The following is a 13,458-nucleotide window of genomic DNA, read 5'->3' as shown; positions in this document are numbered from 1 at the left end:
CAGGTAGGTTGCGCAGCTGTCATTCCGAGTGAAGCGAGGAATCTGGGTGAACAAGAACAACAACTTACTCAGATTCCTCGCTTCACTCGGAATGACAATATGTAAAACCTAAACTATTCACTACCTTTGCGGCCCGTTTACCCATGTGGGGTAGGCGTTCTATTTCTCTCAAACACACGTTTTTATGAAAAGCCTCGAGATTGTAGGGTTTAAAAGAGCGAATCTCGGTAAGAAAGATGCCAAGGCGTTGCGCCTGGAGTCGTATGTACCGTGCGTACTGTACGGCGGCGACGAGCAAGTGCATTTTTCAGCTCCGGCCATCCTGTTCCGCGAACTATTGTACACCCCCGAAGTACACATTGTAGACCTCAACGTTGAGGGCACTACCTACCGTGCTATCGTGCAGGACGCGCAATTCCACCCCGTAAACGAAATGCTGCTGCACGTTGACTTCCTGTTGTTGCAAGACGGCAAAGAAGTGAAGATGGATGTGCCCGTACAATACGTAGGCGTATCGCCGGGCGTACTGGCCGGTGGCAAGCTGGTAAGCAAGCTGCGTAAGCTGAAAGTGAAAGCCCTTCCCGAAAACCTGCCCGATTCCGTGAAAGTGGATATTTCGGACCTGGGCCTCGGCAAGTCAATCAAAGTAAGCAAAGTGGAGCCTGAGAACTACACTATCCTGACCAACCAGATGGCTCCTATCGCTACCGTGGCCATCCCACGTGCGCTGAAAGGCCAGATGGCCAACGAAAAATAAGTTACTGGCTTCGGCCACGTATCGTATACAAAAAAGCCGCTCCCACAAGAGCGGCTTTTTTTATGAACTGTAGAGCGTGTTCTTTGCACTTCGTTCTTATAAGAGGCTAAGCGCCTACCTTACCGCATGAAATTCCTCGTTCTCGCCCTCGGCAATATTGGGCCGGAGTATACCGATACGCGCCACAACATTGGCTTTATGGTGGCCGATTATCTGGCGCAGAAAAATGACGCCCGGTTTGAGCTGGGCCGTCATGCCTTCGTTACCGAAATCAAGCATAAGGGCAAAACCTTTGTGCTGGTGAAGCCTACCACCTACATGAACCTGAGCGGCAAAGCCGCCGCGCACTACCTCACCAGCCTGAAAATTCCGAAGGAGAATATGGTCGTGGTAACCGACGACCTGGCCCTACCCTACGGCAAGCTGCGCCTGAAAGGAAAAGGCTCGGCCGGTGGGCACAACGGTTTGAAAAGCATCCAAGAAAGCATTGGTTCCGACGAATACGCTCGCCTGCGCTTCGGCGTAGATGCCAACTTCTCGAAGGGTAGGCAGGTGGATTACGTGCTTAATCCCTTCACCGCCGATGAGCAGATTGACCTTTCCACCCACATCGAGCGGGCAGCCGACGCGATTCTGTCGTTCGGCTTGATTGGGCTGGAACGCACGATGAACGTAGTGAACACGAAGTAGGGCGCCTTGCAGGCGCCCGTGGACAGACGCTTTTTGCGAACTGCTGCTAACCCTATTTACGCCACGCCCGAACCAGGCAGCACTGCGCTGCTCGGCTGCATCAACGACAATACACCATCAGCGTTTTCAGCCATCAGCAGCATGCCTTGACTTTGGATGCCTTTGATTTCGCGGGGCGCCAGGTTAAGCAGCACTTGTACTTGCTGGCCAATGAGGGCTTCGGGTAGGAAATGCTCAGCGATGCCCGACACGATAGTGCGCGGCTCGGGTAGACCCAGGTCGACCGTTAGTTTCAGGAGCTTTTTGGTCTTGGCTACCTTCTCGGCGGCCGTGATGGTGCCGATGCGCAGGTCCATTTGCTGAAACTGCTCAAACGAAATGTCAGCCTTGGCGGGAGCCGCTACGGCGGCGGCTAGCTCGTTGGCTTTCTTGGTGTCGAGCAGCTTCTGCACCTGGGCTTCTACCGTGGCGTCCTCGATTTTGTCGAAGAGCAGGGCGGCGGGCTGTAGTTGGTGGCCAGCAGGTAGGGCGTCGGGGCGGCCGGCTTGGGGCCAGCTGCTTTTTTCTAGGTTCAGCATCTGGCCCAGCTTGTCGGCCGAAGCAGGTAGGAACGGCTCCAGCAGCGTCACCAAACCAGCTGCTAGTTGCAGGGCCACGTGCAGCACGGTGCCGGTGCGGGCCTGGTCGGTTTTGATGAGTTTCCAGGGCTCCATGTCGGCCAGGTACTTGTTGCCGAGGCGCGTGAGGTTCATTAGCTCGTTCAGCGCGTCGCGGAAACGGTAGGCTTCGATCAGGTCGCCTACTCGTTGCGGGAACTCCGCGAGCTGACGTAGCACGTCTTCGTCCTCAGTCGTAAACCCTACAGCGTCGGGTACTTTGCCTTCGAAGAACTTGTGCGTGAGCACCACGGCGCGGTTCACGAAGTTGCCGAGGTTGGCAACTAGCTCATTGTTGTTACGCGCCTGAAAGTCTTTCCAGGTGAAGTCGTTGTCCTTGGTTTCGGGAGCGTTGGCGCACAGTACGTAGCGCAGCACGTCGGCTTTGCCAGGGAAATCCTGCAAGTACTCGTGCAGCCACACGGCCCAGTTGCGGGAGGTAGAGATTTTGTCGCCTTCCAGGTTCAGGAACTCGTTGGCGGGCACGTTGTCGGGTAGGATGTAGTCGCCGTGGGCCTTCAGCATCGTCGGGAAGATGATGCAGTGGAACACGATATTATCCTTGCCAATGAAATGTACGAGCTTGGTGCCAGCATCCTGCCAGTAGGGTTTCCAGGCGTCGCCGGGCAGCAGGTCTTTGGTAGCGGAGATGTAGCCGATGGGCGCATCAAACCACACGTAAAGCACTTTGCCCTCAGCGCCGGCTACGGGCACGGGCACACCCCAGTCCAGGTCGCGCGTCACGGCGCGGGGATGCAGGCCCTGGTCGAGCCAGGATTTACACTGGCCGTACACGTTGGTTTTCCAGTCTTGCTTGTGGCCTTCCACAATCCACTCGCGTAGCCACGGCTCGTACTGATCGAGGGGTAGGTACCAGTGCTTGGTTTCGCGCAGCACGGGTTGGTTGCCGGAAAGCATAGAGCGCGGGTTGATCAGCTCGCTCGGGCTCAGCGACGAGCCGCATTTCTCGCACTGGTCGCCGTAGGCATTCTCGTTGCCGCAGTGCGGGCAGGTGCCCACAATGTAGCGGTCGGCCAAAAACTGCCCGGCTTTTTCATCATAATACTGCTCCGAAACCTGCTCGATAAATTTGTTATCGTCGTAGAGTTTGCGAAAAAAACCGCTGGCGGTTTCAGCGTGCGTTTCGGAAGAAGTGCGCGAGTAAATATCGAACGACACACCAAATTCCTGGAAAGAATCTTTGATGATGGCGTGGTATTTATCGACCACCTGCTGGGGCGTCACGCCTTCTTTTTGGGCGCGAATGGTGATGGGCACACCGTGCTCATCGGAACCACAAATGAACTTGACATCGCGCTGCTGGGCACGCAGGTAGCGCACATAGATATCGGCCGGCAGGTACACACCCGCCAGGTGACCAATGTGCACGGGGCCGTTGGCGTAGGGTAGGGCCGCCGTAACGGTATAGCGTTGGGGAAGAGTTTGCATAGAAAGAGAAACCAAGAACAGTCGTCGCGGAGTGCAAATGGCGCGCAGAAGAGCGCCAATTTTCCGGCAAAGGAACGAGTAAAAAACAGGAGTTGCGGTGGTAACAAATTCTTAATGAATTTGTCCCCGCCACGCGCACTACCTTTCGCCACAACAGTCGAGCCGCGTGCGCGTATCTGCTACCAAGAACATCTCATCTTTTTGTTTCCCTACCCATGAAAAAACTGGAGAAAAAACTGAAGACAGCCAAAGCTGATCTTATTAATACAAAAGCGTCTATGGTAGATACTGACAAGGCCGAGGGCAAGACCAAGAAGAAAAGCAGCCCCAAAGCCACGGAACTGGTAACCGACAACCGCGCCGAGAAGAAAAGCAGTCAGAAGAAAGCGCTGAAAGCCGCCGCTAAAGAGCTGCAAAAGGAGCTGGACAAGCGCATGAACGAGGTAGTAAAGCGCATTCGCAAGGAAACCAAAGCCAAGCTGAAAGAAGTAGTGCGCGAAGCCACCAACCGCCTCGATGCCGACACAGAACGCATGTTTGAGCAGGCCCTGCATACCATAGTGCGCCACTACGACACCCCTACCCCCGCCGCTTCCGATAGCATTGACACGGAAGAGCTAGCCGCCGCGCCGGCTGATACGGAGGAAGCCGCACCGAAATCAGCCGCCGCGCCCCGCCGCCGCGCCGCACCTGCTGTCACATCTACCCGCAGCCGGCCTTCACGCGCCAAGAAGCCTGCCCCAACCACTTCGGCCGATAGCCCTGCCGATACGCAGTAAGCCTTAGTTTTACCGGGGCAACCGCAACGTATCTACCGGCGCCCCGCGCAGGCGACTAAGCCGCGTTTCGGTGGGTGTGTTGTTGGGTAGGTTAGTATTCAGGCTCTCGGGACGTTTGCGGGAGTTTACATCGCTGGCCTGCTGACCGGGCTGTACCCGGCCGGGGGTAGCATCAGGCGCAGTGCCACTACCGAAACCCGCGTTGCTGTTGTAGGCAGCCTGGCGGTCGGCATCCGTCAGAATTTCGGCTGGTACGGCCGGACGGGCTACCTCCACGCCTTGCTCCTGCGAGATGGTGCAGGCCGAACTGCCAAGCAGCAACGACGCACTGAGAAACGAAAATAAAAATCGGGCTGACATACAGAACGGGCGCGTTGTGGGAGGTATTTTCTCCTACAACGCGCCCGTTCTGTATTCAGTTGCCAGTAATACCATTGTCATCCTGCACTTGTGCAGGATGACAATGGTATTGGTTACTTCCAGCGAGTATATTATGAAGTCACCACGCCCAAGTCGGCCTGAATACCGTTCCAGAGAGCCACGCGGGCCTTCATACACTCGGCGGCCACGGTAGCGGCTTCCTGCCATTTCTGGGCATCATCGCCGCACAGTTCGCGCACCATTTGCTGGGCCAGCGGTGTGTGCACTTCTTCGTCCAGCTCGATGTGGCGGTTGAGGTAGTACGCAAACGTATCGAGCTGGCCGGGGAAGCGCCGCTGCAAGTCGGCCACGAGGTGGCGAAACATATCTGGAATCACGTCTTCGCGGCCAAACGTGAAAGCCGCAGCCACGGCGTGCGGCTTGCCCGAGTCGATGATAGCAAACGTGCTCAGCACAAACTCCCGCACCGAGGCTGGTGCTTGCGCGGCTTCTAGAGCTTCGGCTACAGTTTTGCCCTCGGCCAACGTCGCCAGCAAGCGCTCTGCCGGCTGGGTATCAGCACCGCACTCCTGCATGGAGCGCAGGTACAGCTCGAAGTGGCTGCTGGGGCGGCCTTCAGGATCTACGTCGGTTTCCTCTTCCAGCACGATGTCGTTGATGAGGCGGCGAGTAGCGGGGTTACCCTTAGGCACCCAGGGTAGGGTTACACACGTTAGCTCACGCTGCAACGCTTTCAGCAGCGACATGAAATCCCACACGGCAAAGACATGATGCTGCATGAACGTGCGCAAATCGTCGAGCGACGTGAGCGCGTGGTACACACCATGGTCGACGAGTTGCTGACGGGCGGGAGCTAACTGCTGTTGCAGACCTTCTATGGAATTGAGATGAGCGGACATAAGTAGGAAAATAAAAAATGCCGCTAAGCCGAAGCTCAGCGGCACAAAAATACAGTTCAGCTTAAGTTATTTCGCTTTCTCGAAAGTCATGCCATACGAGTCCATGCAGTAGCGCAGGCCGGTAGGCTTAGGGCCGTCATCGAAAACGTGACCGAGGTGGCCGCCGCACTTAGCGCATACTACTTCATCGCGGCTCATGCCGAAACTTTCATCACTGGCTATCTTCAGGCTAGCATCTGTAGCAGGCGCCCAAAAGCTCGGCCAGCCCGTGCCCGACTCAAACTTGGTGCTGGAGTTGAACAACAGATTGTGGCAGCCGGCGCAGTAGTAGGTGCCCTTGGCGTGGTTATCCCAGTAAGGGTTGTTGTACGCGCGCTCGGTGCCTTTCTCACGCAGAATGTAAAATTGCTCGTCGGTGAGTTGTTTTTTCCATTCAGCGGTGGTTTTCTGCACCGGAAACTCGCCGGGCTTTCCCGTCACGGGCTTAGGCGCAGCATATTTCTTATCCACGTTGTTGACGGTGCGGGCCGGCACGTCGGGGCCATTGGGGACGGTTTTGGTTTTATTCTGAGAACAAGCCGTGGTGCTGATGCCAAGGGCTAACAGCAAAGCCAGCAAGGAGGTACGCATGAGGGTAGGAAATGAAAGGCCGGAGGAGACAACGGGTAGGAAACCCGTCTGTAATGAAACGTACGCAGTTGGCTTTGCGTTCGGTTCTGTCACGCAGCGCGGCTCTTTCAGTCACAGTGAGTTATCTTTTTGTTGCTGTGCGCTTTTGCCGCTAAAAATGCGTACCTTTGCACCCGCAAAACCCTTTGTATGCAGAACATTCGGAACATCGCAATTATTGCGCACGTTGACCACGGCAAGACTACGCTGGTGGACAAAATCATTCATGCCTCGAAAATCTTCGACGAACACCAGCAGTTCGACGACCTGATTCTCGACAACAACGACCTGGAGCGCGAGCGGGGTATCACCATCGTTTCCAAGAACGTGTCCGTCCGCTATAAGGACGTTAAAATCAACATCATTGATACCCCTGGTCACGCCGACTTCGGTGGTGAGGTAGAGCGCGTACTGAAGATGGCCGACGGCGTATTGCTGCTCGTCGACGCCTTTGAAGGCGCCATGCCCCAGACCCGTTTCGTGTTGGGCAAAGCCATCGACCTGGGCCTGAAGCCCATCGTGGTAGTAAACAAGGTAGACAAGGAAAACTGCCGTCCCGACGAGGTACACGAGCAGGTATTTGACCTGATGTTCAACCTGGGCGCCTCGGAAGACCAGCTCGACTTTGTGACCCTTTATGGTTCGTCGAAGCAAGGTTGGATGAGCACGGACTGGAAAGTACAGACCGACAACATCATCCCGCTGCTCGACGCTGTGGTAGCTTCTATCCCCGCTGCACCAGTGTTGGACGGCTCGCCCCAGATGCAGGTTACCTCGCTCGACTACTCGTCGTTCGTAGGTCGTATCGCTATCGGCCGTGTGCACCGTGGTACGCTGAAAGAAGGTGGTAACATGAGCCTGATGAAAGCTGACGGCTCGGTTAAGAAAGTTAAAATCAAAGAACTTCAGATTTTTGAAGGTCTTGGCCGTGTGAAGGTTCCCGAAGTTAGCTCAGGCGAGATTTGCGCCGTAACGGGCATCGAAGGCTTCGACATTGGCGATACGATTGCCGACCCGGACAACCCGGAAGCCCTACCCCGCATCAGCATCGACGAGCCGACGATGAACATGCTGTTCACCATCAACAACTCGCCGTTTTTTGGCAAAGAGGGTAAGTTCGTGACCTCCCGTCACCTGCGCGACCGTCTGTACAAGGAAACTGAGAAAAACCTGGCGCTACGTGTGAAAGACACCGACAAGGAAGACTCCTTCCTGGTGTATGGCCGTGGTATTCTGCACTTGTCGGTACTCATTGAAACGATGCGCCGTGAGGGCTACGAATTGCAGGTAGGCCAGCCCCAGGTACTGTTCCAGGAAGACGAGAGCGGCCACCGTTTGGAGCCCATCGAGCACTTGGTAGTAGATGTGCCCGAGGAAACCGCCGGTAAGGTGATTGAGCTGGTGACGATGCGCAAGGGCGAGCTGACCATCATGGAGCCGAAAGGCGACTTGCAGCACCTGGAGTTCAACATTCCGTCGCGCGGCCTGATTGGCTTGCGTAACAACGTGCTGACCGCTACCGCTGGTGAGGCCATTATGAACCACCGTTTCGTGAAGTACGAGGCTCATAAAGGCAACATCCCCGGTCGTATCTCCGGCTCGCTGATTTCGCTGGAAACGGGTCCCGGCACCGCTTACACCATCGACAAGATGCAGGACCGCGGCGAGTTCTTCGTGGATCCAGGTGAGGAAGTATACGCTGGCCAGGTTATCGGTGAGCACACCCGCCCCAACGACTTGACTATCAACATCCAGAAAGGTAAGAAGCTCACGAACATGCGTGCTTCGGGTACCGATGACAACGCGAAGATTGTTCCGAAGCGTCAGTTCTCGCTGGAAGAAGCCATGGAATACATCCAGAAGGATGAGTACCTGGAAGTGACGCCGAAATCGGTGCGGATGCGTAAGATCTACCTTGACGAAAACGAGCGTCTGCGCTACGCCAAGCAGGCTGACTAGTTTATCAGCTTTGCTCTATAGTTTGAAAAGGCCCGACATCTGTCGGGCCTTTTTCGTTTTTACCGTCTCACTTCGAATTCAGTGTAGCCCTGTACTTTCCCTACCGCTTCCTCTACCCGCTCTACCTTGGCGGTGCTGGGGCCGTGCTGACACCAGGCGGCCAGCTTGTTCAGCGTCTCCGCAGGCCCTTCGGCCTCGATTGTAACGGTATTATCATCGTTGTTACGGGCGTAGCCAGTGAGGCCGAGTAGGCGCGCTTCCTGTTTTGCGCTCTGCCGAAAAAACACGCCTTGTACGCGTCCATAAATGCGAAATGTGCGGTGTTCGTGTGCCATAACGTATGCCTACGGTAGGGCAAGGAGGCAGGTTGAGCGTGAGAACATCAACTGCTTTCAATACCCTACCTACTCATCGCCGTTTAGTAGCTTATCACAACGCTTCCCTACACCCACTTACTCCGCAACCATGTCCTACCTGCTCACCAATTGCACCATCTACAGCGGCACCACTGTTTTGCACGACCACGCCGTGCTGATTAAAGGAAGCCATGTGGCCGCTATTGTACCCGAAGTGGCCGCTCCTGCCGACGTGGACCGCGTGGATGGCCGCGGCTGCAACGTGAGCCCCGGCTTTATCGATTTGCAGATTTATGGGGGCGGCGGAGCATTATTTTCGGTCGATCCGACAGTGGAATCGTTACAAAAGCTACAGGCCTACGTGCGCCGCCATGGCACCACCAGCTTCCAGGCTACTATGCCCACCAACTCGCCCGAGATGATGCGGGAAGCGCTGCAAGCTGGCCACGACTACCAACAAGCCGGGTACCCCAGTCTGCTGGGTATTCACCTAGAAGGTCCCTACATCAACCCCGTCAAGAAAGGCGCGCACCAAGAAGAGTTCATCCAACAGCCCGCTACCGATGCGGTGGCAGAGTTACTTACGATAGGCAAAGGCGCCCTACGCATGATGACCCTGGCACCTGAAGTAACCACGCCGGAAATAATAGCCCTGCTGCGTCGGGCTGGAGTAGTCTTGTCGGCGGGGCACTCCAATGCGACGTATGCGCAGGGCGCGGCGGCGTTCAAAGAAGGTTTCACTACGGCCACGCACTTGTTCAATGCCATGTCGGCGCTGGAAAGTAGAGCGCCGGGACTGGTGGGCGCCATCTACGACGCCGATTCGGCCCACGCCAGCATCATTGCCGACGGCGTGCACTGCGACTTTGCGGCCGTGCGCATCAGCCACAAAATGCTGGGCAAGCGGCTATTTCTGATTACCGATGCCGTGGAAGCCGGCACCCACGGCGCCTACCGCTTCCGCCGGGCCGAGAACTGTTTCGTGGATGAAAACGGGACGCTGGCCGGCTCAGCCCTCAGCATGATGGATGCCGTGCGCAATTGTGTGCAAGAGGTGAGACTACCCCTGGAAGAAGCCCTGCGCATGGCCACCCTCTACCCCGCCCAGGTCCTCGCCCTCGATGATGAGCTAGGCCTCATCCAACCCGGCTACCGCGCTGATTTATGCCTATTTAATGCTGACTACGAGGTGCAAGGCACTGTGCTGGCAGGAGAGTTAGTTTGGAATGAGTAGTGAGATGGTGAAATGGTGAATACAAAAGTGTCTGTCCTCCTGAGCTTGCGAAGGACTTTATACCAATTGAAAGAGTCATTGGTACGATGGTCGTTCCCGCGTGATAAGGTCCTTCGCAAGCTCAGGATGACAGCCGTAATTTTTACTCACTACTCACAATTTCGCAACTTCACAAACTCACCATTTCACCTCTCTGCCGCACAGCTTCAAACGTCAGTATCGCAGTGGCTGTACTTACATTGAGGGAATCAATGGCGCCGCGCATGGGGATGATGATGGTTTCGTCGCAGGCCTCGCGCAGCTCGGGGGTCAGGCCGTCGGCTTCGGTGCCCATTACGAGAGCTGTAGGGCCACGAAAGTCGCGGGTAGTGTAGGGTAGAGCCGCGTCGGTGAGGGCAGCGGCGTAGGTGCGGATGCCGTGCTTTTGGCACCACGCCAGTAGTTCGGGCCGAGAGGTAGCTATTGTAGGCACCGTGAAAATACAGCCAATGCTGCTGCGAATGGCGTTGGGGTTATAAAGGTCGGTGCGCGGGTCGCAGACGATGACGGCGGTAGCCTGCGCGGCGTCGGCGGTGCGCAGAATGGCACCCAGGTTACCGGGCTTTTCTACGGCTTCCAGCACCAGCAACAGTGGATTGGAGGGTAGATGAATGTCGGCTAGTGAGTGGTGGGGCGGACGTACCAAGGCCAGCACACCATCAGAGCCTTCACGGTAGGCCACGCGCTCGAACACAGCTTTCGATACGGTTACCCACTCCGTGCTTTTGTCGAGCGCCGCGGCGAGGGTAGGCGGTTGCGCAGCGCCGGCCAGTTCGGGGCAGATGAACACGGTGGGCACCACTACACCTGCCTGCCGCGCCACGGTCAGCTCCCGCAGGCCTTCTACAATGGTCAGGCCCTGCTGGCGCCGTTCCGACGACTTTTGCTGCAACCGTAGTAGGGCTTTGATACGTGGATTCTGGGGGCTGGTGATGAGGTCAGACATGGTGGGCAAAGATACGGGCGGGTTGGTACCGACAGGCAATAAACTGGACGTTTGCGATTGCCTTAGTCTCATACCATACCCAAACTTTCCAACGTTATGCAACCATTGGATAGCCAGTGGTTATCCATGTGCTAATGGTTTGGCCGTTCCATCAATTTTCGGCTAGCAGCGTAGCAAAATTAATTTTACCTTCATGCCGACCCCGTTTTTTTGGGCTTCTGTTTTTTCTCTACGTCCCATGACTTGCCGCTCCTTTCTCTTCGCCGTACTCTTGCTGGGTGCGCCCGCCGCATGGGCGCAGCAGGAGGGCCCTCGCCAACTCAACACGCTGCCGCAAGCAGCCCCCACGCCCGTAGCCGCCCCCGACACGGTGCGGCCCCAACTGGCGCCGCCGCCCACCGTATCGGAGGCCGAGATGCGCCAGCAACAGCGGCAACGCCAGATGCAGAGCCTACCCCCGGCCAATACCAGCCGCTACGCAGTGGGCTTGAAAAGCGGGCAAGTATACCGCGCCTACGACGTCGAAATCAAGCAGCCCGTGTTTGGGCGCAACTTCCTGCTGCTTGACGGTCAGCAGCGCATCGACTTCGATCAGGTGCGGTATTATGAAGATGAAACCGGCTTCTATGTGCGTACTACCCTGCCTAAGTCGCGCCGCGAGGCTACCCTGCGCCGCGACCGGGTAGGCCGCCTGAGCCTCTATTCCATCACGCGCACGCAGTACGCAGGCGGTAGTCCTTTCGGATATAGCCCGTTTGGCTACGGTGGCTTCGGCATGCCATACGGCGGTGGTTTTGGGGGCTATCCTTATGGCGGCTACCGAACCGTTAAGACTACCTACTTCAGCAAGGAAAACGGCCCGGTACAGGATTTGAACATACGCAACCTCGGCGTAGCCGTATCTGACAACGCCGGCGCCAGCGCCCTGCTGGCCCAGGCGCGCCGCTACCAAACCATCACTACCCTTAGCTACGTGGCTGCTGGCGGCTTGCTGGTGGCCGGACTGGTATCCTCGTTTAACCCCAACCCGGGCCAGTCTGCTGTTTCGCCGTTGGTATATGCTGGCATCCCGCTGCTGATTGTGCCGCTGGTGTTACAGGGCAAGCAGCAAAACAGCATCAGACAAGCCATTACGATCTACAACAGCGGCAACAACGCCGGTCGGTAAAGTAGCGCGGGCAACCTTGCAGCCGGCGCTTTGCGTAGGCAAACAAGTGAAGCCCTCTCCCGCCGCCGACTCCCCTACCTTCGAAGCCTGTCAGGAAAAGGCGCTGCTGGTACACACGCGCCTCTGCGCGCAGTACGGCGCACCTTTTCCGTTTTTCAGTGAGAAAGACCCGCTGAGTGAGCTGATTAGCTCCTTGCTTTCGCACCGCACCAAAAACCAGGATTCGCACCGTGCCTACCAGCAGTTGCGCGCCCGGTTTCCGACTTGGGATGCCGTGCGCGATGCCCCTACGGCGGAGGTAGAAGCGGCCATCAATCCCTGCACCTGGCCCGAACAAAAGGCCCCGCGCTTGCAAGCCGTGCTGCGCGAGGTAAGCACCCGCTGCGACGGCCCCTGCCACCTGGAGTTTCTGGCTGAGTTGCCCATACCGGAGGCCCGCGCCTGGCTGGAACAGCTGCCGGGGGTAGGCCCCAAAACCAGCGCCGCCGTGCTGCTGTTCAGCACGTTGCACCGGCCCGCCATGCCCGTCGACAGCCACCATCACCGCGTGGCCCAGCGCCTGGGCCTGATTGGCCCGAAGGTAGGCGAAGGCCCAGCGCACGCCCTATTGGCCGCCCTCCTACCCCCCGATTGGACTGCTCAGCAAGTCTACGACCACCACGAAGCTCTCATGTTTCATGGGCAAAAATGCTGCTACTACGCTGCCCCCGCGTGTGGGCGTTGCGTAGTGCTGGACCAGTGCCCTTTTGGGCAAGTACGGGTAGGAGGTTGATTGTTTGATGAGCTGGTGTATTGATGAGCTGATATGCGCATAGTTTGATGTGCTGGGGTACTCATGGAGAATACTATCCCATCATTTCAACCATCTGAAGAAAACGGCGTTTCAATACTGTGTGCCGAAACCAGTAGATAGCACACCATCATATCAAACAAGCAACTAATGAAACAGACCTACGGCGTTCCAGCCCTCGTTTCCATGTTTTTGCCCGGTTTGGGCCAACTGATTAAAGGTCAGATCCTGAAAGCGCTGTTCATTTGGGTGATTAGCGGTGTGGTTGGCTTCTTCTTGTGGTGGACGTTTATTGTGCCTTTCCTGGTATGGGCCTGGAACGTGTACGACGCTTACAACGACCCCGCGTAAGGAAGCTGTTTTGGCCGTTCTGCACCTTAAAGCTAAGCCTAACGCCCGCCGCAACCAGTTGCTGGTAGCCCCCGATGGCACCGTAACGGTGCGCCTGCAAGCGCCCGCTCAAGATGGCAAAGCCAACATTTGTCTGCTGGCCTACCTAGCTGAGCTGTTTGGCATAGCGAAATCAAGTGTTGAGCTTCTGAGTGGTCACACGGCACCTTTTAAAAAAGTAGCCCTCCATGATGTGTCAGAAATTGACTTGCAAACGGTTTTGCAGCAATATAACACAGATTAGTTAGCACAAAACCGCGAAAGGGCGTAGCTTGCAAGTACAACGATTCGTGTTT

Annotated in this window: 15 protein-coding genes; 9 read left to right on the top strand and 6 right to left on the bottom strand. The window is 56.6% G+C overall.

Going from position 1 to position 13,458, the window contains the following annotated elements; translation table 11 throughout:
- Nucleotides 1-184 precede the first annotated feature (184 nt).
- Together J4D97_RS13130 and pth are read left to right on the top strand one after the other, a co-directional pair.
- Nucleotides 185-757, top strand: coding sequence for a 50S ribosomal protein L25/general stress protein Ctc (locus tag J4D97_RS13130; RefSeq protein ID WP_185282646.1), 573 nt, complete (start codon nucleotides 185-187; stop codon nucleotides 755-757).
- Between the two features lie 126 nt (nucleotides 758-883).
- Nucleotides 884-1,447 carry an aminoacyl-tRNA hydrolase gene (pth, locus tag J4D97_RS13125; RefSeq protein ID WP_208307950.1) on the top strand — a complete coding sequence of 188 codons (564 nt, stop codon included), beginning with the start codon at nucleotides 884-886 and terminating at the stop codon, nucleotides 1,445-1,447.
- A 56-nt stretch (nucleotides 1,448-1,503) separates the two neighbouring features.
- Here the strand turns inward: pth and metG are convergent, their stop codons facing one another.
- Complete coding sequence (gene metG, locus J4D97_RS13120; protein WP_208307949.1) at nucleotides 1,504-3,552, bottom strand: methionine--tRNA ligase; 2,049 nt, start codon at nucleotides 3,550-3,552, stop codon at nucleotides 1,504-1,506.
- Nucleotides 3,553-3,767: 215 nt separating this feature from the next.
- On the opposite strand from metG, the gene J4D97_RS13115 reads away from it, so the two are divergent.
- Complete coding sequence (locus J4D97_RS13115; RefSeq protein ID WP_208307948.1) at nucleotides 3,768-4,331, top strand: hypothetical protein; 564 nt, start codon at nucleotides 3,768-3,770, stop codon at nucleotides 4,329-4,331.
- Between the two features lie 9 nt (nucleotides 4,332-4,340).
- Here J4D97_RS13115 and J4D97_RS13110 read toward each other — a convergent pair whose 3' ends face one another.
- The 3 genes from J4D97_RS13110 to msrB form a co-directional block, all read right to left on the bottom strand.
- Entirely contained in the window at nucleotides 4,341-4,691 is a 351-nt protein-coding gene (locus J4D97_RS13110; RefSeq protein WP_185282642.1) for a hypothetical protein, read from the bottom strand.
- 131 nt (nucleotides 4,692-4,822) lie between these two features.
- Nucleotides 4,823-5,611, bottom strand: a complete 789-nt coding sequence (locus J4D97_RS13105) for a DUF3050 domain-containing protein (protein ID WP_208307947.1) — start codon at nucleotides 5,609-5,611, stop codon at nucleotides 4,823-4,825.
- A gap of 66 nt (nucleotides 5,612-5,677) precedes the next feature.
- Nucleotides 5,678-6,241 carry a peptide-methionine (R)-S-oxide reductase MsrB gene (gene msrB / locus J4D97_RS13100; protein WP_208307946.1) on the bottom strand — a complete coding sequence of 188 codons (564 nt, stop codon included), beginning with the start codon at nucleotides 6,239-6,241 and terminating at the stop codon, nucleotides 5,678-5,680.
- A 189-nt stretch (nucleotides 6,242-6,430) separates the two neighbouring features.
- Between msrB and typA the strand changes: the two genes are divergently transcribed.
- Nucleotides 6,431-8,239, top strand: a complete 1,809-nt coding sequence (gene typA / locus J4D97_RS13095; RefSeq protein ID WP_185282639.1) for a translational GTPase TypA — start codon at nucleotides 6,431-6,433, stop codon at nucleotides 8,237-8,239.
- Between the two features lie 59 nt (nucleotides 8,240-8,298).
- On the opposite strand, the gene J4D97_RS13090 is transcribed toward typA, so the two are convergent.
- Nucleotides 8,299-8,574 carry an acylphosphatase gene (locus J4D97_RS13090; RefSeq protein WP_208307945.1) on the bottom strand — a complete coding sequence of 92 codons (276 nt, stop codon included), beginning with the start codon at nucleotides 8,572-8,574 and terminating at the stop codon, nucleotides 8,299-8,301.
- Nucleotides 8,575-8,704: 130 nt separating this feature from the next.
- Here J4D97_RS13090 and nagA point away from each other — a divergent pair, with 130 nt between their 5' ends.
- On the top strand, nucleotides 8,705-9,829 hold the full coding sequence (nagA, locus tag J4D97_RS13085; protein ID WP_208307944.1) for an N-acetylglucosamine-6-phosphate deacetylase: 1,125 nt from the start codon (nucleotides 8,705-8,707) through the stop codon (nucleotides 9,827-9,829).
- 169 nt (nucleotides 9,830-9,998) lie between these two features.
- On the opposite strand, the gene J4D97_RS13080 is transcribed toward nagA, so the two are convergent.
- Nucleotides 9,999-10,814 carry a TrmH family RNA methyltransferase gene (locus J4D97_RS13080; RefSeq protein WP_208307943.1) on the bottom strand — a complete coding sequence of 272 codons (816 nt, stop codon included), beginning with the start codon at nucleotides 10,812-10,814 and terminating at the stop codon, nucleotides 9,999-10,001.
- Between the two features lie 238 nt (nucleotides 10,815-11,052).
- On the opposite strand from J4D97_RS13080, the gene J4D97_RS13075 reads away from it, so the two are divergent.
- The 4 genes from J4D97_RS13075 to J4D97_RS13060 all read left to right on the top strand — a co-directional run bounded on the left by J4D97_RS13075 (nucleotide 11,053) and on the right by J4D97_RS13060 (nucleotide 13,406).
- Nucleotides 11,053-11,982: a hypothetical protein gene (locus J4D97_RS13075; protein ID WP_185282634.1), complete on the top strand. Its 930-nt coding sequence runs from the start codon at nucleotides 11,053-11,055 to the stop codon at nucleotides 11,980-11,982.
- A 46-nt stretch (nucleotides 11,983-12,028) separates the two neighbouring features.
- Nucleotides 12,029-12,754: an endonuclease III domain-containing protein gene (locus J4D97_RS13070; RefSeq protein ID WP_347879343.1), complete on the top strand. Its 726-nt coding sequence runs from the start codon at nucleotides 12,029-12,031 to the stop codon at nucleotides 12,752-12,754.
- A 168-nt stretch (nucleotides 12,755-12,922) separates the two neighbouring features.
- Nucleotides 12,923-13,123: a hypothetical protein gene (locus J4D97_RS13065; RefSeq protein ID WP_208307942.1), complete on the top strand. Its 201-nt coding sequence runs from the start codon at nucleotides 12,923-12,925 to the stop codon at nucleotides 13,121-13,123.
- Nucleotides 13,124-13,133: 10 nt separating this feature from the next.
- A complete protein-coding gene (locus J4D97_RS13060; RefSeq protein ID WP_208307941.1) occupies nucleotides 13,134-13,406 on the top strand; it encodes a DUF167 domain-containing protein in 273 nt (90 codons plus the stop codon).
- Nucleotides 13,407-13,458: the final 52 nt, after the last annotated feature.

The organism is Hymenobacter defluvii (genome assembly GCF_017589435.1).
In the GTDB taxonomy this organism is placed as follows: Bacteria; Bacteroidota; Bacteroidia; order Cytophagales; family Hymenobacteraceae; genus Hymenobacter; species Hymenobacter profundi.
Note: the sequence above shows the minus strand (reverse complement) of the source record. Positions and strands in the feature narration are given on the sequence as shown.